Origin of the sequence: Pandoraea iniqua (genome assembly GCF_902459685.1) — a bacterium.
Classification (GTDB): domain Bacteria; phylum Pseudomonadota; class Gammaproteobacteria; order Burkholderiales; family Burkholderiaceae; genus Pandoraea; species Pandoraea iniqua.
In genome coordinates this window covers 86,871-103,192 of sequence record NZ_CABPSF010000007.1, presented here as the reverse complement: position 1 = coordinate 103,192, position 16,322 = coordinate 86,871, and the positions used below count along the sequence as shown (strand labels likewise).

General features: G+C 63.5%; 19 protein-coding genes. 7 read left to right on the top strand and 12 right to left on the bottom strand.

All coding sequences use genetic code 11. The features are described from left to right. Window positions 1-77: 77 nt before the first annotated feature. The 3 genes from PIN31009_RS21520 to PIN31009_RS21510 all read right to left on the bottom strand — a co-directional run bounded on the left by PIN31009_RS21520 (window position 78) and on the right by PIN31009_RS21510 (window position 2,378). Window positions 78-548 (bottom strand): hypothetical protein, encoded by a 471-nt coding sequence (locus tag PIN31009_RS21520; protein WP_058380153.1) that lies wholly within the window; start codon window positions 546-548, stop codon window positions 78-80. Window positions 549-755: 207 nt separating this feature from the next. After that, window positions 756-1,517: a 3-oxoacyl-ACP reductase gene (locus PIN31009_RS21515; RefSeq protein ID WP_150791532.1), complete on the bottom strand. Its 762-nt coding sequence runs from the start codon at window positions 1,515-1,517 to the stop codon at window positions 756-758. Window positions 1,518-1,643: 126 nt separating this feature from the next. Further along, window positions 1,644-2,378, bottom strand: coding sequence for a YoaK family protein (locus PIN31009_RS21510; protein WP_150791531.1), 735 nt, complete (start codon window positions 2,376-2,378; stop codon window positions 1,644-1,646). Between the two features lie 205 nt (window positions 2,379-2,583). On the opposite strand from PIN31009_RS21510, the gene PIN31009_RS21505 reads away from it, so the two are divergent. The 3 genes from PIN31009_RS21505 to PIN31009_RS21495 all read left to right on the top strand — a co-directional run bounded on the left by PIN31009_RS21505 (window position 2,584) and on the right by PIN31009_RS21495 (window position 4,285). Then, window positions 2,584-3,009 (top strand): TOBE domain-containing protein, encoded by a 426-nt coding sequence (locus tag PIN31009_RS21505; RefSeq protein ID WP_058377731.1) that lies wholly within the window; start codon window positions 2,584-2,586, stop codon window positions 3,007-3,009. A 40-nt stretch (window positions 3,010-3,049) separates the two neighbouring features. Beyond that, entirely contained in the window at window positions 3,050-3,595 is a 546-nt protein-coding gene (locus PIN31009_RS21500) for a nitrogen fixation protein NifQ (RefSeq protein ID WP_246185795.1), read from the top strand. 168 nt (window positions 3,596-3,763) lie between these two features. Then, window positions 3,764-4,285, top strand: coding sequence for a DUF1993 domain-containing protein (locus PIN31009_RS21495; protein WP_150684913.1), 522 nt, complete (start codon window positions 3,764-3,766; stop codon window positions 4,283-4,285). Window positions 4,286-4,308: 23 nt separating this feature from the next. Here the strand turns inward: PIN31009_RS21495 and PIN31009_RS21490 are convergent, their stop codons facing one another. Together PIN31009_RS21490 and PIN31009_RS21485 are read right to left on the bottom strand one after the other, a co-directional pair. Beyond that, window positions 4,309-4,890 carry a GNAT family N-acetyltransferase gene (locus PIN31009_RS21490; protein ID WP_150684912.1) on the bottom strand — a complete coding sequence of 194 codons (582 nt, stop codon included), beginning with the start codon at window positions 4,888-4,890 and terminating at the stop codon, window positions 4,309-4,311. Further along, entirely contained in the window at window positions 4,887-5,576 is a 690-nt protein-coding gene (locus PIN31009_RS21485) for a type 1 glutamine amidotransferase domain-containing protein (RefSeq protein ID WP_058377736.1), read from the bottom strand. The genes PIN31009_RS21490 and PIN31009_RS21485 overlap by 4 nt, the downstream gene beginning before the upstream one ends. A 256-nt stretch (window positions 5,577-5,832) precedes the next feature. Here PIN31009_RS21485 and PIN31009_RS21480 point away from each other — a divergent pair, with 256 nt between their 5' ends. Continuing rightward, complete coding sequence (locus tag PIN31009_RS21480) at window positions 5,833-6,447, top strand: glutathione S-transferase family protein (protein WP_150684911.1); 615 nt, start codon at window positions 5,833-5,835, stop codon at window positions 6,445-6,447. A 12-nt stretch (window positions 6,448-6,459) separates the two neighbouring features. On the opposite strand, the gene PIN31009_RS21475 is transcribed toward PIN31009_RS21480, so the two are convergent. The 4 genes from PIN31009_RS21475 to PIN31009_RS21460 all read right to left on the bottom strand — a co-directional run bounded on the left by PIN31009_RS21475 (window position 6,460) and on the right by PIN31009_RS21460 (window position 9,282). Then, window positions 6,460-7,221, bottom strand: coding sequence for an ABC transporter permease (locus PIN31009_RS21475; protein WP_058377738.1), 762 nt, complete (start codon window positions 7,219-7,221; stop codon window positions 6,460-6,462). A gap of 8 nt (window positions 7,222-7,229) precedes the next feature. Beyond that, window positions 7,230-8,159, bottom strand: coding sequence for an ABC transporter ATP-binding protein (locus PIN31009_RS21470; protein WP_150684910.1), 930 nt, complete (start codon window positions 8,157-8,159; stop codon window positions 7,230-7,232). 177 nt (window positions 8,160-8,336) lie between these two features. Then, window positions 8,337-8,765, bottom strand: a complete 429-nt coding sequence (locus PIN31009_RS21465) for a VOC family protein (RefSeq protein ID WP_150684909.1) — start codon at window positions 8,763-8,765, stop codon at window positions 8,337-8,339. A 94-nt stretch (window positions 8,766-8,859) separates the two neighbouring features. After that, window positions 8,860-9,282 carry a YybH family protein gene (locus tag PIN31009_RS21460; protein ID WP_150684908.1) on the bottom strand — a complete coding sequence of 141 codons (423 nt, stop codon included), beginning with the start codon at window positions 9,280-9,282 and terminating at the stop codon, window positions 8,860-8,862. Window positions 9,283-9,526: 244 nt separating this feature from the next. Here PIN31009_RS21460 and PIN31009_RS21455 point away from each other — a divergent pair, with 244 nt between their 5' ends. Continuing rightward, complete coding sequence (locus PIN31009_RS21455) at window positions 9,527-10,180, top strand: TetR/AcrR family transcriptional regulator (protein WP_150791530.1); 654 nt, start codon at window positions 9,527-9,529, stop codon at window positions 10,178-10,180. Window positions 10,181-10,255: 75 nt separating this feature from the next. Here PIN31009_RS21455 and PIN31009_RS21450 read toward each other — a convergent pair whose 3' ends face one another. Further along, complete coding sequence (locus PIN31009_RS21450) at window positions 10,256-11,170, bottom strand: LysR family transcriptional regulator (protein ID WP_150791529.1); 915 nt, start codon at window positions 11,168-11,170, stop codon at window positions 10,256-10,258. A gap of 162 nt (window positions 11,171-11,332) precedes the next feature. Here PIN31009_RS21450 and PIN31009_RS21445 point away from each other — a divergent pair, with 162 nt between their 5' ends. Then, the gene (locus tag PIN31009_RS21445) at window positions 11,333-12,091 is read left to right on the top strand and encodes an SDR family NAD(P)-dependent oxidoreductase (protein ID WP_150791528.1); all 759 of its coding nucleotides are present in this window, start codon (window positions 11,333-11,335) and stop codon (window positions 12,089-12,091) included. Between the two features lie 69 nt (window positions 12,092-12,160). Here PIN31009_RS21445 and PIN31009_RS21440 read toward each other — a convergent pair whose 3' ends face one another. Beyond that, a complete protein-coding gene (locus PIN31009_RS21440) occupies window positions 12,161-13,072 on the bottom strand; it encodes a DMT family transporter (RefSeq protein ID WP_150791527.1) in 912 nt (303 codons plus the stop codon). Continuing rightward, window positions 13,065-13,544: an Lrp/AsnC family transcriptional regulator gene (locus PIN31009_RS21435; protein WP_058377746.1), complete on the bottom strand. Its 480-nt coding sequence runs from the start codon at window positions 13,542-13,544 to the stop codon at window positions 13,065-13,067. Before PIN31009_RS21435 ends, PIN31009_RS21440 begins: the two co-directional genes overlap by 8 nt. Before the next feature lie 441 nt (window positions 13,545-13,985). Here PIN31009_RS21435 and PIN31009_RS21430 point away from each other — a divergent pair, with 441 nt between their 5' ends. Beyond that, window positions 13,986-16,205, top strand: coding sequence for a TonB-dependent siderophore receptor (locus tag PIN31009_RS21430; RefSeq protein WP_150791526.1), 2,220 nt, complete (start codon window positions 13,986-13,988; stop codon window positions 16,203-16,205). Window positions 16,206-16,322: the final 117 nt, after the last annotated feature.

Below are 16,322 nucleotides of genomic sequence, written 5' to 3'. Positions count from 1 at the left end.
CCGGTACCGGAAGTGATGGGGTAGCGGGATGGGCCGGAAGAGCGGGAAGAGCGGGCGGGCCGCGTGTTAGCGGGCGCTTACTGGGGCCGTTGAAAGTCGTTGGCGACCCACGCCTGAGCGCTGTTGCGCGAGAGCTTGAAGTTCGGCTGGACTTTCACCGACGCGATGGTTTCGCCGAAGCGGTCGATAGCGCTGAGGGTGGCGTACGGATCGTACTCGTCGGGCACGATGTCGAGCGTGACTTCGATGTCGCCATCGGGGCCGTCGACGCTCACCCGCTTGTGCATTTGCGCGCGCAGTTGCTGCTCGTGACGGCGCAGCACTTCCGCCGCGGTTTTCACCAGCGTATTGAAGGCGTTCACGTCGAGCGGTTTCGGATTCTTCTTGTCGCGGCCCATGGTCCACGGGCCGACGAGGGCGGGTTCGGACTCGCCGTCCTTGTACATCGCGACGGCCCAACCGTCGTCTTCCTCGTTCTTGATCACCTTAGCCGTCCAGCCGTCGTCGCACCACAGACGTGCCTCGTGGATGACGCCATCGTTGTCGATGAGGTCAGCGTCGGCAGGGGTCTCGAGGGCGTTCGGATCGGTGTTGGCGGGTGTTGCAGTCACGGTCGGGTCGGGAGGGAGAAAGGCGAAGTGCGCAATTTTACCGCGTCCGGCGTTGGCGCGGACGCGGCCGTAGCTGACGGGGCTCGGGGAAGAAGTTCAGTCCCGAAGTTCAGCCATGAACTTTAGCCCCGAGGATTAGCCTCGTCAGCCTTTCACCAAGCCCCCGTCCACGATCAAATTCTGCCCCGTCACCGCGCGCGCCCATGGCGAGAGGAAATACAGCACGGCGTCGGCGAACTCTTCCGGCGTCGTGACACGGCGCAGCGGCGTGAGGCTTGCAATGAGGTCGAACACGGCCTCGGGCGTGGCGGCGCTCGCATCGGTCACGCGCAGCAAGCCGCCGGAGACCATGTTCACCGTGATGCCGTCGGGGCCGAGATCGTTGGCGGCCGTGCGTGTCAGTGACAGCAGCGCGGCCTTGGCGGTCGTGTAGTCGTGGTACGGCACCACCGGGTTCTGGAACAGGTTGGTACCCACGTTCACGATGCGCCCGAAGCCGGTCTCGCGCATGCCCGGCAACGCGGCCTGCATGGTATTGAGCGCGCCTTTGACGGCGCCTTCGAACTGTTGCGTGAAGCGCGACCACGAGATATCGGCCAGTTGCGGGCGCGCGTCGCCGTCGAAGCGGAAGTCGGCCAAGGCATTGTTCACCACCGAGACGATCGGTGCGCCGGTGCGCTCGCGGGCTTCGGCAAAGAGCCGGGCGACGGCTTTCTCGTCGGTCACATCGGCTTGCAAGGCGATCGCGCGCGGCCCGAGCGATTCGGCCAAGGCGCGCGCGGCGACATCGCTGCGCAGATAGTTGATGATTACCCCCGCGCCCTCGCGCGCCACGGCGCGCGTGATGGCCGCACCCAAACCGCGGGCACCGCCCGTGACGAGCACCCACTGCGATTCCAGCTTCATTCCGATGTTCCTTGTCTTGGTTTGTGATGTTCTGAGGTGCGCCGCGCGCACCGGGCGTCACTGAGGCGCGCCGGGCGTCATTATCGCGCGTTCTGCGCAGTGCCTGATGCCTTGCGCCCCGAGGCGTCACTCATTTGCTGCGGCTAGCGCACTCAGTAGCGCCACGGGCAACAGCACGCACCAGAAGCTCGTCCCGTGATACGCGAACCCGCCGAAAACCGCGCCGACGGCAAACGCCGCCAACGCGGGAATCATCTTCTTCAGGCGGGTGCGCGCGGCCTTGTCGTCGCCCGAATTGCCGCTCGCCAGTTCCACCATGTCGATCACGATCTGTGTGGTGTTGCCCGTCATGATCGTCGTGGGAGCGAGGTCGGCCAGCAGCAGCCGTCCGACGGCGTTTTGAATGGCCAGCGCCGCAACGCCGAGCATGCCCGCCAGAATCGCCAGCGGGGCATCGGCCGAGACGATGGGGCGCGCGATCAGGCCCACGATCATGAAACCGAGCAACAGCAGCGTCTGCACGCCCAGCAGCAAGCGCAACGGACGGCGCCCGGCACGCGAGAAGCCCTGCACCGCGAGTTTCACCATCGCGACCACCGCGACAAACACCGGCAACGCGAGCAATTTCGCAAGCACACCGATATGTGTGCTCGCCACGAGCTGCACGCCAATCATCACAAAGTTGCCGGTGACGTGGGCGGTGAACAGGCCGAACAGCGCAATGAAGCCCACGACGTCGATATAGCCGGCGACAAAGGCCAGCGTCATGCCGATGTTGGTCGGTTTCGCGAAATGCGTGACACAGAGGCGGGCGAATGATGCGGCCTGCGTCGGCGTGGGGATGTGACGGGGCGTTCCCATGAGGACTCCTGTTCGCAAGGCGGGACAGTGCGGTGCAGTGCGTACGTGGGGCATGGCGGATGCTGATGAAGCATATCACCGCAAGTTGGATGTCACCGTCAGGTCGACCCGCTATACTTCAACCCACTGCGGGGCACACGGTATGAAACACTGAACAACACGCCGCGTCTCACGTATTGTCCGAACCAATGAATGGAGATTCCCGATGAAGACCAGCGCACGTAACCAGTTCACCGGCAAGGTCGTCGCCCTGCAACGTGGTGCTGTCAATGACGAAGTGACGCTGCGCACCGATGCGGGTCAGGAAATCGTCGCGGTCATCACGCACGAGAGCACCGTGAACCTCGGTCTGAAAGAAGGCAGCGAGGCCGTGGCGCTGATCAAGGCATCGTCGGTCATCGTGATGGTCGATGCCGACGCGAGCAAGGTGTCGACGCGCAATGTCATCACCGGCAAGGTGTCGCGCGTGGAAACCGGCGCAGTGAACAGCGAAGTCGAGATCAAGGCCGATAACGGCGCGGTGATCGCGGCCATCGTCACGAACGAAAGCGCCAAGCGCCTCGGCCTGCAAGCCGGTCGTGAAGCCGCTGCACTGGTCAAGGCATCGAGCGTGATCGTGGCGGTTGCCTGAGCGACCCTGCCGACCCTGCTGCATGACGATGGAGACATCGTTGACGCCTTTGCAACCTTCGCACGCGCGCCCTGAGGGCGCGATCTTCGCCGCGTTGTTCGTCCCGAACGCGACGCCCGAGCGGGCTGCCCGGCTCGGGCTGTCGGGGGCCGCATTCGCGGAATTGCTGCGACGCCATTTCGCCCCCGTGCCTGCCGAGTGGCGGGCGCTGGTGGCGGATCTGCCGACGCCCGCGTGGGCGGCCCACGCCACGTTCGTGGTGGAAATGCGCGAGATGCTGCGCCGCCGCGCCGACCCGATTCTGCATCCGACCGACGCCGCCGATATGGCGACGATTCTCGCCACGGCCTGTCTGCGTCCCGATCACCTTTGGCGCGATCTGGGCTTGTCCGGGCGTGACGATGTCACGGCACTGCTCACCCACTTCTTCCCGGCCCTCGCGGCGGAAAACACACTGAATCTGCGCTGGAAGCGGTTTCTCGCGGAAGCCTGCGCCAGTGCCTACGGCCGTGCGCCTGCGCCGGCACCGGGGTGCCCCGGCTGTGAAGCCTACGGCGAGTGCTACGCGCACCTGCGACAGCGCTAAGTAGCGGACCTAGCAGACCTAGCAGCACTAGCAGCACGCGCTCGGACGTGACGGGGGCGTGAAGGGGGGTGGGTCCACGGCGAGAATTTCCACGCGCTGATAGCATGTGCGTTTGCACGGCGCAGTGCCTGCTGCGCCCACGTCCCTGCCCCCGGAAGGAGCCTCACTATGTCGATTTCCCTTTATCGCGCCACCGTTCCCGTCTACCTGCGCGGCCTGACCGTCATGGCCGACTACATCAAGAAAGCGCGCGCGCACTGTGAGGAAAAGGCGCTCGATCCCGAGTCGATTCTCAAGGCGAAACTGGCCCCCGACATGCTCGATTTCACCGCTCAGGTGCAGCGCGTCAGCGATACGGCAAAGTTCGCCGTGTCACGGCTGACGGGTGTGGAATCGCCGAAATTCGAAGACAACGAAACCACGTTCGATCAACTGCGCGATCGCATCGCCAATACCGAAGCGTTTATCGCGGGCGTGCTCGAAGACCGTTTCGAAGGCGCGGAGTCGCGCGAGATCACGTTGAAATTCAAGGCGCATCAAACGACGATGGACGGCGTGGATTACCTGCTGAAATTCGGCTTGCCGAACTTCTACTTCCACGTGACGACGACGCACGACATTCTGCGCGCGCAAGGCGTGGCCGTCGGCAAGACCGACTACCTCGGCCCGTACGAAATGGAAAAGATCTGAGCCTGAACCGCCGTCGTCAGCGCTCAGTGCGTCGAAATCGGCAGGTACATGCGTAATTCGTCCTGATACGTGTTGCCGATGCGCATGGCATCGGGCTCACGGCCGATTTCGACAAAGCCGAACGATTGATAGAGTGCGATCGCCGCCCGGTTAGTCGCACTCACTTGCAGCGTCAGATGGCGCAGGCCGGGTTGGGAACGCGCGAGCGCCACCGCCGATTCGATCAGCGCCCGGCCAATGCCGCGCCCGACGCTGTCGGCCTGCACATACATCCCCCACAGAAAGCCCACGTGCGCGAACTTGCTGGCCTTCTGCCGGCCGAGACCGAGTACGCCCACGAGACGCTCGTCGCCGCCTTGGCGATCGAACGCACCGAAGACGCCCACATCCGGGCGCACCTCCAGCCACTCGCGCACGCGCTCGATCGGCCAGTCTTTCTCGACTTCATAGCTGGAACCGAACGCTTCCGGGTGCGCCTGTAAGCCGGCGAGACGCAGCGCCTGAAAGGCGAGTGCATCGGCCGGCACCAGACGCCGCACGTCGACATCTGCGGCCACGGCCGTGGCCGTCGTTTTCGCCATCGTCGGGCGGGCAGGAGGACTCATGGCAGACGTGGCTCCATCATGGCGAGCACCGTGCGGGCCGCTTCTTCGGACGAGGCGGGATTCTGGCCGGTCACAAGGCGGCCGTCGCCGACGACGTGCGATTGCCAGTTGTCGGCCTTTTCATACAGTCCGCCCAGTTTCGCGAGTTCGGTTTCCACGAGGAACGGCACGATGTCGGTCAGCCCGACGGCCGCTTCTTCATCGTTGGAGAAGCCCGTCACGTGACGTCCGCGTACGAGCGGCTCGCCATTGGCGTCGCGCACTTTCAATAACACCCCGGGCGCGTGGCAGACAAAGCCGATGGGCTTGCCGGCGCGCTCGAAAGCTTCGATCAGACGGATGGAATTCGGGTCTTGCGCGAGATCCCACAGCGGGCCGTGGCCGCCGGGATAAAACACGGCGTCGTAGTCGTCCTGCTTGACGTCGGCCAGCCGCAGCGTGGTGGCGAGGGCCTTCTGCGCGTCGGGGTCTTCGCGAAACCGGCGCGTGGCGTCGGTCTGTGCGTCGGGCTCGTCGCTCTTCGGATCGAGCGGCGGTTGTCCGCCGGCCGGTGAGGCGAGCGTGACGGCGAGCCCTTCGTCGATGAAGACGTAATAGGGGGCGGCAAATTCTTCGAGCCAGAAACCGGTCTTCTTGCCCGTGTCGCCCAAGCGGTCGTGCGAGGTCAGAACCATCAGGATGTTCATGAAACGTCTCCCTGTCGAGTCAGCCGTGCGAATCATTTTACCTGCCATAGCGTTCACTCGCAGGCGACAGGTTGTGGATTCACATGTTCCCGGCAAAGATGACCGAATTCAGCGAACCGCTCAAGGTCACTGGCGCGGCTTGTGAGCGGAATTGGCAGAAAGCCGCAAAGGAATTCGATTTGCGGGCCGCGGCGCGTCCGCTATGCTTGTGCGGATGCGGGCCACGCCCGAAGCCCGAAGCCCACTGGAGCGAGACATGCAATTGATCGGAATGCTGGATTCCCCGTACGTACGCCGCACGGCCATTTGTCTGAAGCTGCTTGGCCTGCCGTACGAGCATCGCTCGCTGTCGGTGTTCAGCACCTTCGACGCCTTCGCCGCCATCAACCCGGTGGTGAAGGCCCCGACGCTGATCACCGACGATGGCACGGTGCTGATGGACTCGACGCTGATTCTGCAATATCTGGAATCACTGGTCGATGCCGAACAGCGCTTGATTCCGGTCGATCCGGCCGAGCGGCTGCGCGCCTTGCGCCTGACGGGGCTGGCACTGGCGGCCTGCGAAAAGTCGGTGCAACTGGTGTATGAGCGCGAACTGCGTCCGCTCGAGAAGCGGCACGAGCCTTGGACGGATCGTGTGCGCACGCAGGTGCGTGCAGCGTTTCGCGGGCTGGAGGTGGAGTTGGCGCAGGTGCCGATTCAGGCAACGCCGGACGCGATCGGCGAGCATGGCGTGACGATTGCCGTGGCGTGGCGCTTTCACCAGTTGCTCTTGCCGGAGGTCGATTTCAGCGCGGAGTTTCCGGAAGTGGCCCGGTTCTCCGCGCAGGCAGAGGGGATGCCCGCGTTCCGCGAGACCCCTCCGATCTGAAGCTGAACGAAGTCAGTTCTTGAGACGGTAGCCCGTCTTGAACATCCACGCGATCACGGCGACGAACACGGCGAGGAACACCAGCGTCATGCCGAGGCTCACGCCGACGCTGACGTCGGCCAGCCCGTAAAAGCTCCACCGGAACCCGCTGATCAGATACACCACCGGGTTGAACAGCGTCACCGTGCGCCAGAACGGCGGCAGGATATGCGTCGAGTAGAAGCTGCCGCCGAGGAACGTGAGCGGCGTGATGATGAGCAGCGGTACGAGTTGCAGTTTCTCGAAGCCGTCTGCCCAGATGCCGAGGATGAAGCCCAGCAGGCTGAACGTGATCGCGGTGAGCACCAGAAACAGAATCATCCAGAACGGATGCTCGATGCGCAGCGGCACGAACAGTGCCGCAGTGCCGAGCATGATCACACCCAGAATGACCGACTTGGTTGCCGCCGCCCCGACATAGGCGAGCACGATCTCCATGTACGACACCGGTGCCGAGAGTAACTCGTAGATGGTGCCGGTAAAGCGTGGAAAGTAGATCCCGAACGAGGCGTTCGACACACTCTGCGTGAGCAGCGAGAGCATGATCAGGCCCGGCACGATGAACGCGCCGTACGGCACGCCCTCGATCTCCGGAATGCGCGAGCCGATGGCCGCGCCGAACACCACAAAGTACAGCGACGTCGAAATCACGGGCGAGATGATGCTTTGCATCAGCGTGCGTCGCGTGCGCGCCATCTCGAAGTTGTAAATCGCCTTCACGGCGTAAAAATTCATGGCGCGGCTCATCCTTCTTTTTTGTGCACGAGCGAGACGAAGATGTCTTCGAGCGAGCTTTGCGTCGTATTCAGATCCTTCACAGCGATGCCGGCGCGCTCCAGATCGCGCAGCAGGGCGGCGATGGTCGTCTGTTCGATGTTGGCATCGTAGGAGAAGACCAGTTCGTTGCCTTCCTGTCCGATCGTGAGGCCGTAGCCGCCCAGCGCATCGGGCACGGCCGAGAGCGGTTCGCTCAGTTGCAGCGTCAGGTGCTTGCTGCCGAGGCGGCGCATCAGTTCGGTCTTCTCTTGCACCAGCGTGATTTCACCGCCGGTGATGATGCCCACGCGGTCCGCCATTTCTTCGGCTTCTTCGATGTAGTGCGTGGTGAGAATGACGGTCACGCCGGTCTCGCGCAGCGACTGCACTAGCCGCCACATGTCGCGGCGCAGTTCCACGTCGACACCGGCGGTCGGTTCGTCGAGAAACAGCACACGCGGCTCGTGCGAGAGCGCTTTGGCGATCAATACGCGCCGCTTCATACCGCCCGAGAGCTGCATGAGACGGTTGTCTTTTTTCTCCCAGAGCGAGAGCGAGCGCAGCACCTTTTCGATGTGCGCCGGGTTCGCGGGCTTGCCGAACAGGCCGCGCGAAAAAGAGACCGTGGCCCACACCGATTCGAAGGCATCGGTGGTCAGCTCCTGCGGCACGAGACCGATGGCTTCACGCGCCGCACGGTAGTCGGTGACGATGTCGTGACCGTCGACCGTGACCGTGCCCGAGGTGGGCCGCACGATGCCGCAAATGGTGCTGATGAGGGTTGTCTTGCCGGCGCCGTTGGGGCCGAGCAGTGCGAAGATCTCGCCGCGATGGATATCCAGGCTGATGTTCTTGAGCGCCTGGAAGCCCGATGCGTACGTCTTCGACAGATTTTGGATTGAGATCACTGGAGGCATGGCGGCGACGATAGCACAGGCTTGCGGAATCTGTTGGCGAGGGGCGACGGTTGTGCCGCATGCGAAACGGGCATCGCGTTGTTGCCAACCCGATGCCCGCAGACCCGCCCTTGAGCGGGCGGGCCGATGCATTGCTTGCTGCTTGCTTGCTGCTTGCTTTCTTCTTGCGGCCGATCGTCAGGCCTTCGGCATCTCGCGCGGCACGATGACCATCCAGTTCATGCCGAAGCGGTCCTTGACCATGCCGAACGTGATGGCGAAGAAGGTCGGCCCGAGCGGCATGCCGATCTCGCCGCCGTCGGCCAGCGCGTTGAAGGCTTTTTCGGCGTCTTTGCTGTCGGTGAAGTCGACCGACAGCGAGAAGCCGCCGAAATTCGGCTTACCGCTCACGCGTCCGTCGGACACCATGACCATCGTCTCGCCAATGGTGATCTCGCCGTGCATGATCTTGTTGTCGCTGCCCGGCGGCAGCATGCCTTCCGGACACGATTCCGGGCTGTCGCCGTAGCGCATCAGCATGCCGGGCTTGGCACCCAACGCCTTCTTGTAGAACTCCAGCGCTTCTTCGCAACGACCTTCGAAAAACAGATAGGAATGAACTTGCATGGAATGCTCCTCGATCTCTTCTGGGGATGGGGGGCTGACACCCGCAGGCGACGGCCCTTGATGCGCTCAAACAAGATGAATCAACGGTGACAGCTCAACACGGTGCCAGCGCCATCGGCACCGACGCGTGCTCGTGCACGACCCGCCAGCGGCCCTCTGTCTTGCGATAGCAGACGGTGGCACGCACGGTGGCGCCGCGCGACTGGCCGTCCGGGCTCGTATTGCGCACAGTGTTCACGCTGTGGCTAAACGCCAGTTCGCCGGCGAGCGTGAGTTGCCACTGCGCCACTTCGAAATGAATCGGCCCGACCGCATGGCTGAACCAACTCTCGAGCAACTGGCGGTACGCCTCGATACCGCGATGCTCGGTGGGTGGCATCACGTCGAACAGCACGACCTCGGGGTCGTAATGCGCGAACAGTGTGCCGACCTTCTTGTTGCGCACGGCGTCGAGCCATGCCGCATTGATCGCACGAATGGCGGCTTCGTCGCCGTGTGCGGGATACGTCTCAACCATAGTGCCTCCTGATGCAAAGCGTGTGACTTCGGGGGGACTGCAACGGCGACGAAATGAAACGAATCGAAACGAAATGAAACGACTGAAATGAACGCGGGCGCGGCATGAAAGCGGGAGGGAATAACGCCTGCGTCGACCATCCCGGCGAGTGCAAATGACGCTTTTTGCGCACTGCAACTTGCCTTTGTGGACAGTGTACACAAACAATAGCAGACATAATGGACACTGTCCACAAGGAGTTGCAATGACAGAAGAAGACACGACAGCGGGGCCGGTGCGCACGACTTACCGTCACGGGGACCTGCACCGGGCCTTGCTGGAGGCGGGGATTGCGCTTGCGCGCGATGGTGGACCGGACGCCGTGATCCTACGTGAAGCGACCCGCCGCGCCGGGGTGGTTCCCAACGCGGCGTATCGGCACTTTGCCAACCGGCAGGACTTGCTGGATGCGGTGCGCTCCGCCGCACTGGCCGAATTGGCGGTGGCGATCGAGCGCGAACTGGCGACGCTAGACGCGATGCCGCAGGACGACGCGGTGGCCCTTGCGCGTGCTGGTCTGCGGGCGGTGGGGATTGGCTATCTGCATTACGCACGCCAGCATCCGGGGCTGTTTCGCACGGCGTTTGCGAGCTCGGAGAATGTGCGCGGGCCGGCCGATCCGGAAAAAGCGGGCGCGAGCGGGTTGAACCCGTTTCAGTTGCTCAGTGCGGCGCTCGACCGGATGCTGGCGGCGGGGGTCATTGCGCCGTCGCAGCGGCCCGGCGCGGAATATCTGGCTTGGGCCGCCGTGCACGGCTTGTCGGTGCTGGTGATCGACGGGCCGTTGCGCGACCTGCCCGATGCGCAAGTCGATGCTCTTGGGTATCGGCTCGTGGCGATGGTGGAGCAGGGGCTGTAAGGCACATCGCGGCATCCGGCGCGGGATGACGTGCTGGCCGATGTGCTGGCTGATGTGCTGGTGTGCCAGTTGTGCCTATTTGCCCTCGGTTGCCGTCAGCTTCGGTGTGAGCAAATCGGCGAGCCAGTTCATGAAGGCTTGCGCGCGGCGGGGCAGGTGGCGGCGGTTGGCGTAGAGCAACGTCACCGCCAGCGGCTCGGCCTGAAAGTCCGGCATCACCTCCCGCAACGTGCCTTCTGCCAGATGCGTGCGTACGCCGGTTTCCGGCGCCTGAATCAACCCGAGTCCCGCGAGACAGGCCGACTGATAGGCATCGGTGTTATTCACGGTCAGCACGCCGTCCATTGGCCACTGGGCGTAACGCTCGCCATCGAAATACTCCCAGCCGATGGGGCGCGTGCCAAGCGTGGTCGTGTAGTGAATCAACCGATGCTCACGCAGGTCGTCGAGCGACTTGGGCTCGCCATAGCGCTTCAGATACGTCGCACTCGCGACATTCACCTGCCGTAACGACCCTAGCGGCCGCGCAATCAGCGTCGAATCGGCATTGGTGCCGATCCGCAACACACAATCAAACCCCTCGCGCACGAGATCGACACGCCGGTCGGTGCTAGACAATTCCACACGCAGCGCCGGGTGCAGCGCCAGAAACGCCGGGAGTTGCGGAATCACGACGGTGCGTGCAATCGTCGCCGGCAGATCCACGCGCAGCCGCCCCGTGAGCGCTTCGTCGCGCGCCACGAACATCGTCTCCCACTCTTCCATATCGGCGAGCAGGTCTTTGCAGCGCTCCAGACACGCCTGACCGTCCTGCGTGAGTTGCACGCGCCGGGTGGTCCGATGGAGCAGGCGCGTGCCCAGTTTGGTTTCGAGTTGCTTGATGGCGTTGGATACGCTGGCGCGCGGCAGTCCCAGACTGTCGGCGGCCTGCGTGAAACTGCCGGTCTCCGTCACCCGGACGAAGATGCGCATGGCGTCGAGTTGATGCATGGCGGGGAGTATCCGGCAAACGTGCCGGTCGATTGTTATCGGAATTTGATCAGTTTAATCAAATTCATCGGGTTTATTGGTGGAATTCGTTGCAATAGGATGTTGATACCGAGGCGTTGACAGCACCTACCGCATGCAGCGCTCGAACTCAGGAGTTACACCATGACCCGCAAGATCGTTCTAATCACCGGTGGCAGCCGCGGTCTGGGCCGCGCTTCGGCACTGGCCGCCGCCCGTCGCGGTATCGACGTCATCCTTACCTATCGCAGCCAGCGTGCTGAAGCCGACGCGGTCGTCGCCGAGATCGGCAAGCTTGGCGCCAACGCCGTCGCCCTGCCGCTCGACGTTGCCGACAGCGCCCAGTTCGCTCCGTTTGCCGCCGAAGTGAAGCGTGTGCTCAAGGAAGTCTGGAAGCGCGACACGTTCGACTTCCTCGTGAACAACGCCGGCACGGGGTTGCACGCACCGTTCGCGGAAACGACCGAAGCGCAGTTCGACGACCTCGTGCGCATTCACCTGAAGGGGCCGTATTTCCTCACGCAGACGCTGCTGCCGTTGATCGCCGACGGCGGACGCATTCTGAATGTGTCGAGCGGTCTGGCGCGCTTCTCGCTGCCGGGGGCATCGGCCTACGCGATCATGAAGGGCGGCATCGAGGTGTTCTCGCGCTATCTCGCGAAAGAGTTGGGCGCGCGCGGCATTCGGGCCAACACCGTTGCGCCGGGGGCGATTGCCACCGACTTCAACGGCGGCACGGTGCGCGACAACTCGGGCGTGAATCAGATGGTTGCCGCGAACACGGCACTCGGTCGAGTGGGCGAAGCCGAGGATATCGGCGGCATGGTGGCGGCGCTGCTGGCCGATGAAACGGGCTGGATCAACGCCCAACGCATCGAAGCTTCGGGCGGTATGTTTATCTGATCGGCGGCAGTTTGTTTCACATTCACACACAGGGGCTCCGGCCCCTGTTTGTGGTTATGGCCGCCGGAATCAGTGGGCGCCGCGACGCCCGCGCATCCAGCCGGACCATGCAACGGCCCCGACGATGCACGCGCCGCCCACGAGCATCTTCAGCGTGGGCGAGGTGCCGAACAGTACCCATGCAAACGCAATCGCATACACCGGTTCCAGCGCAATGACGACGGCGGCCTGACTCGCTTTCACGGTGCGCAAGGCGTGGATGAATAACGTGTACGCGAGCGCCGTGCATACGATGCCGAGGCACGCAAGCCAGCCCCATTGCGATGCGGGCAGGTCGAGCGCCTCACGGCCGACGAAGGGCGCGAGCACGATCACGATGGCGAGGCACTGCCACCAACTGGCCTGCAACGGCGACGCCTGCGCACCGAGCACCCGATTGGAGAGCGCAATGACGGCGTAGATCGCCCCGGAAAGCACGCCCCACGCGAGGCCGATGGTGGCGTTGGCCTGCCAGTCGAATTGCGGCGTGACAAGGGCAAGCCCGATGCACACCAGCGCAATGACACCCGCGTCGCCGAGCGTCGGACGCTCACGGCGCAATGGCCATTCGAGCAGGATGACGAACGCCGGGAAGCACGCAAAACCGAGGGTGCCGACGGCGACCCCGCCTTCTTTGATGGCGAGAAAGAAGGCCAGCCAATGCACGGCGAGCAGGACGCCCGCGATGAGCAGGCGCACGGCCGACGACGGGGCGAGACCCTGCCATGGCGCGCCGCCCGAGAGCCGCGCAGCACTGCGCAGGCCGGCGAGTCCCGCCATGGCGATGACGGTGAGCGCCAGCCACGAGAACAGCCCGCGCCCGAACACGATCATCGTGCTCGATGCCGCAATATGCTCGCCAAACAACGCCGACGCGCCAAAGAGCATGGCGGCCGTGTGCAAGGCAAGTTGTTGACCGACGTGCGACGTGCCCTCAGGCATCGCCGGACGCGTCGGGTACCGGCACGGCAGTCGTGTAAAGCACCTGCTTGAGGGCGAAGCTGGAGCGGATGTTACGAATACCGGGGATGCGCGAGATGCGATCGGTGATCAACGTCTCGTAGGCGCTCATGTCGGCCACCATCACGCGCAGCAGATAGTCGGCGTCGCCCGACATCAGGTAACACTCCATGACGTTGGGCAGGGCGGTGACGGCGGCTTCGAAGGCGTCGAGGCCGTCGCGATGCTGGTTCTCCAGCGTGACGTGAATGAACACGTTGATGTGCAACCCGAGACGCGCCGGGTCGAGCAACGTCACGCGCTGCCGGATGTAACCCGCCGTTTCGAGCGCTTTCACCCGCGCCAGACAAGGCGAGGGCGAGAGGTTCACGCGCGAGGCGAGTTCCACGTTGGTGAGGCGGGCGTCGGCTTGCAGCTCCCGCAGAATCTTCAAATCAATGGCGTCGAGTTCCATACCACAATGCGCTGCGGCCCCTGATAAGGACCGGCGTTCCAGTCAATTGGCCGCCCGGTAGGCGACAGTGCCGCAATACTAGCTTATTTATCGCGGATTTCGCGCTGGTATCGACGCCCCCTCGATCCCCGCTCAGTCCTCGCTCAGTCCTCGCTCAATCCCCGCGGCTCACACGCCGAATGCCTCCCCGCCGATCCTGATGCGCTCGCGTCGCAGGGCGCCTGACAAAAAACACCGCCGTCGTCAATATTCCCCGCGCTGTAAGGATTTGGAATGTTGTGAATGTTGTATTTGGGTGTTGTTTCTCCCGGCACGGCTCAACGTTTGTTGACGATGCGTAACAGTCTGCTACCATCCCGCGTCACGAATGAGAACGTTAACGATTCTCATTAACAAAATTAGCAAACAGGCTTTTTGCCTCTGTCACTCGGGATTTTTGTCATGTCTTTCGATTACGCCTCACGTGCGCGCCGCACGGCCGGCCGCCGGATTTCCGGCACCCAGTTCGTTCGGTTCACGCCGATCACCCTCGCCGCTATGCTGGCATTGGGCGTGAGCGCCCCGGCGCTGGCCCAGTCGGCCGATGCAAGTGCCCAGACGCCTGCGCTCACCACGGCACCCGCCAACGACGCGAGCACGGCGCAGGCCACGCAGGCCACGCTCAAGGCCACGACGGTGACCAGCTCGGTGCTGCGCGAAACGCCGCAGAACCTGAAGCAGTCGGTGTCGAACGGCGCGCTCGGCTCGCGCAGCCAGCTCGATACGCCGTTCTCGACCACGGTGGTGAGTCAGGAACAACTCGAACAACGGCAACCGGCCAAGCTCGGCGACGTGTTCTCGACCGATGCTTCGGTTACCGACGGCAGTAACGCGTTCGATGCGTGGGCCGGTTATGTCTATGTGCGCGGCATGCCGATCGACTGGCAATACGGTTTCAAGCTCGACGGCCTCCCGGTGATGACCTACGGCGTCACCATGCCGTACGAACAGTTCGATCGCGTGGAATTGCTCAAGGGCCTGTCGGGCTTCATGTACGGCTTTGTGGCGCCGGGCGGCGTGATCAACTACGTGACGAAGAAGCCCACCGACGAGCGCATCGCCAGCGTGGACGTGGGCTTCCACTCGGAGGGGATCTGGCGTGAGCACGTCGATCTGGGCGGGCGCGCCGGGCCGGACGATATGTTCGGCGCTCGCCTGAATTACACGCACGAAGAGGGCCGCACTTATACGGACGGCAATCTGAATCGCGATACGGTATCGGTCGCGCTCGATGCCCGCATTACGCGCGATCTGACGTGGAATTTCGGCGCGATGTATCAGGACCGCCGCGCAACGGGCACGTCGCCGTCGCTGTCGACGTACAGCTTCACGGGCAATCAACTGCCCGGTCCGATCAACGCGTCGACGTCGAACCTGCAAACGCAGGCTACGCACCTGAACACGATCACGCAGTTCTACACGACGGGTCTGCAATATCAGATCAATCCGGACTGGAAGGTGTCGGCGAACTACGCGTTCAACAAATCGACGCGCGACCGTAACGAAGCGACGCTGTATCTGCTGAACGGTGCCGGCGACTTCAGCGGTCAGAACGATCTGGGCTCGGAGACGAACATGTTCCGCGCTTGGCAGATCACGGCCGAAGGCAAGCTGCGCACGGGCCCGTTTGCCCATCAACTGACGTTCGGCATCGCCTCGCAGTACCAGACGAACGACTACGCTTACGTCTACAGCCCGACCTATCTGGGCAATCTGTATCAGGGCACGTCGTATCAGTACTACGGCAACGGCACGCCGCTTCAGGCACAACGCTCCAGCGCGATCGAGCAACGCTCGGCGTTCGCGTCGGACACGGTGCAGCTCACGGATCGCTGGTCGGTACTCGCCGGGGTTCGCTTCACGAACTACAACCAGACGAACGCGCAGGGCGTGTCGACGTACTCGAAGAACGGTGTGGTCACGCCGACCATCGCGGTGATGTACAAGCTCACGCCGAATACCACGGCCTATGCGAGCTACGTCGAAGCGCTGGAAGCAGGTGAAGTGGTCGCCGTGCAGTACGCGAATGCGGGTGCCGTGCTGAACCCGGTGAAAAGCCGCCAGTACGAAGTGGGCGTGAAGACGGAACAGTCGAACTGGAGCGCAACGGCGGCGCTGTTCCGCATCGAGCGCGGCGCCGTGTACACGGATGGCAGCAACGTGCGTGTGTCGGACGGGCAGTCGATCTATCAGGGCATCGAAATGGCCGGCTCGGTGAAGCTGGGTACGCAATGGACGCTGGGCGCCAGCGCGATGGCACTCGATAGCTGGTACTCGCGCACGAACGGCTTCGACGGCAATCGTGTAGGCGGTGCGCCGCGCTTCGTGCTCTCGGGTAACGTCGACTACAAGATTCCGTATGTGCCGGGCCTGTCGGTGGGCGGCGATATCCGCTACAACGGCCGCACGGTGCTGAACCCGGCGAATTCGCTCACGGTGTCGGGCTACACGCTGATCAACATCGGCGCGACCTACCGCACGCGCGTTGCCGGCAAGGACGTGACGCTGCGCGCGGCCGTCAGCAACCTGACGAACCGCAAGTACTGGGAATATCAGTACGACAACTACATCAAGCCGGCCGACCCGCGTATGGTCAGCCTGAACGCCAAGATCGATTTCTGATCGACGCGCCGGGCCGCAGTGGCCCGGTCGGCAAGCCTTGCCAGACCAGACAGCGGCTTTCGGGCCGCTGTTTTCTTTTGGCCGGGCAGGTGTCGGCGATGCCAACTATCGCCCTGA

Excerpts from the sequence above, each read along its gene's own strand:
- PIN31009_RS21515 (WP_150791532.1), bottom strand. The coding sequence starts at position 1,517 with ATGAAGCTGGAATCGCAGTGGGTGCTCGTCACGGGCGGTGCCCGCGGT.
- PIN31009_RS21510 (WP_150791531.1), bottom strand. The coding sequence starts at position 2,378 with ATGGGAACGCCCCGTCACATCCCCACGCCGACGCAGGCCGCATCATTC.
- PIN31009_RS21505 (WP_058377731.1), top strand. The coding sequence starts at position 2,584 with ATGAAGACCAGCGCACGTAACCAGTTCACCGGCAAGGTCGTCGCCCTG.
- PIN31009_RS21495 (WP_150684913.1), top strand. The coding sequence starts at position 3,764 with ATGTCGATTTCCCTTTATCGCGCCACCGTTCCCGTCTACCTGCGCGGC.
- PIN31009_RS21490 (WP_150684912.1), bottom strand. The coding sequence starts at position 4,890 with ATGAGTCCTCCTGCCCGCCCGACGATGGCGAAAACGACGGCCACGGCC.
- PIN31009_RS21485 (WP_058377736.1), bottom strand. The coding sequence starts at position 5,576 with ATGAACATCCTGATGGTTCTGACCTCGCACGACCGCTTGGGCGACACG.
- PIN31009_RS21480 (WP_150684911.1), top strand. The coding sequence starts at position 5,833 with ATGCAATTGATCGGAATGCTGGATTCCCCGTACGTACGCCGCACGGCC.
- PIN31009_RS21475 (WP_058377738.1), bottom strand. The coding sequence starts at position 7,221 with ATGAATTTTTACGCCGTGAAGGCGATTTACAACTTCGAGATGGCGCGC.
- PIN31009_RS21470 (WP_150684910.1), bottom strand. The coding sequence starts at position 8,159 with ATGCCTCCAGTGATCTCAATCCAAAATCTGTCGAAGACGTACGCATCG.
- PIN31009_RS21465 (WP_150684909.1), bottom strand. The coding sequence starts at position 8,765 with ATGCAAGTTCATTCCTATCTGTTTTTCGAAGGTCGTTGCGAAGAAGCG.
- PIN31009_RS21460 (WP_150684908.1), bottom strand. The coding sequence starts at position 9,282 with ATGGTTGAGACGTATCCCGCACACGGCGACGAAGCCGCCATTCGTGCG.
- PIN31009_RS21455 (WP_150791530.1), top strand. The coding sequence starts at position 9,527 with ATGACAGAAGAAGACACGACAGCGGGGCCGGTGCGCACGACTTACCGT.
- PIN31009_RS21450 (WP_150791529.1), bottom strand. The coding sequence starts at position 11,170 with ATGCATCAACTCGACGCCATGCGCATCTTCGTCCGGGTGACGGAGACC.
- PIN31009_RS21445 (WP_150791528.1), top strand. The coding sequence starts at position 11,333 with ATGACCCGCAAGATCGTTCTAATCACCGGTGGCAGCCGCGGTCTGGGC.
- PIN31009_RS21440 (WP_150791527.1), bottom strand. The coding sequence starts at position 13,072 with ATGCCTGAGGGCACGTCGCACGTCGGTCAACAACTTGCCTTGCACACG.
- PIN31009_RS21435 (WP_058377746.1), bottom strand. The coding sequence starts at position 13,544 with ATGGAACTCGACGCCATTGATTTGAAGATTCTGCGGGAGCTGCAAGCC.
- PIN31009_RS21430 (WP_150791526.1), top strand. The coding sequence starts at position 13,986 with ATGTCTTTCGATTACGCCTCACGTGCGCGCCGCACGGCCGGCCGCCGG.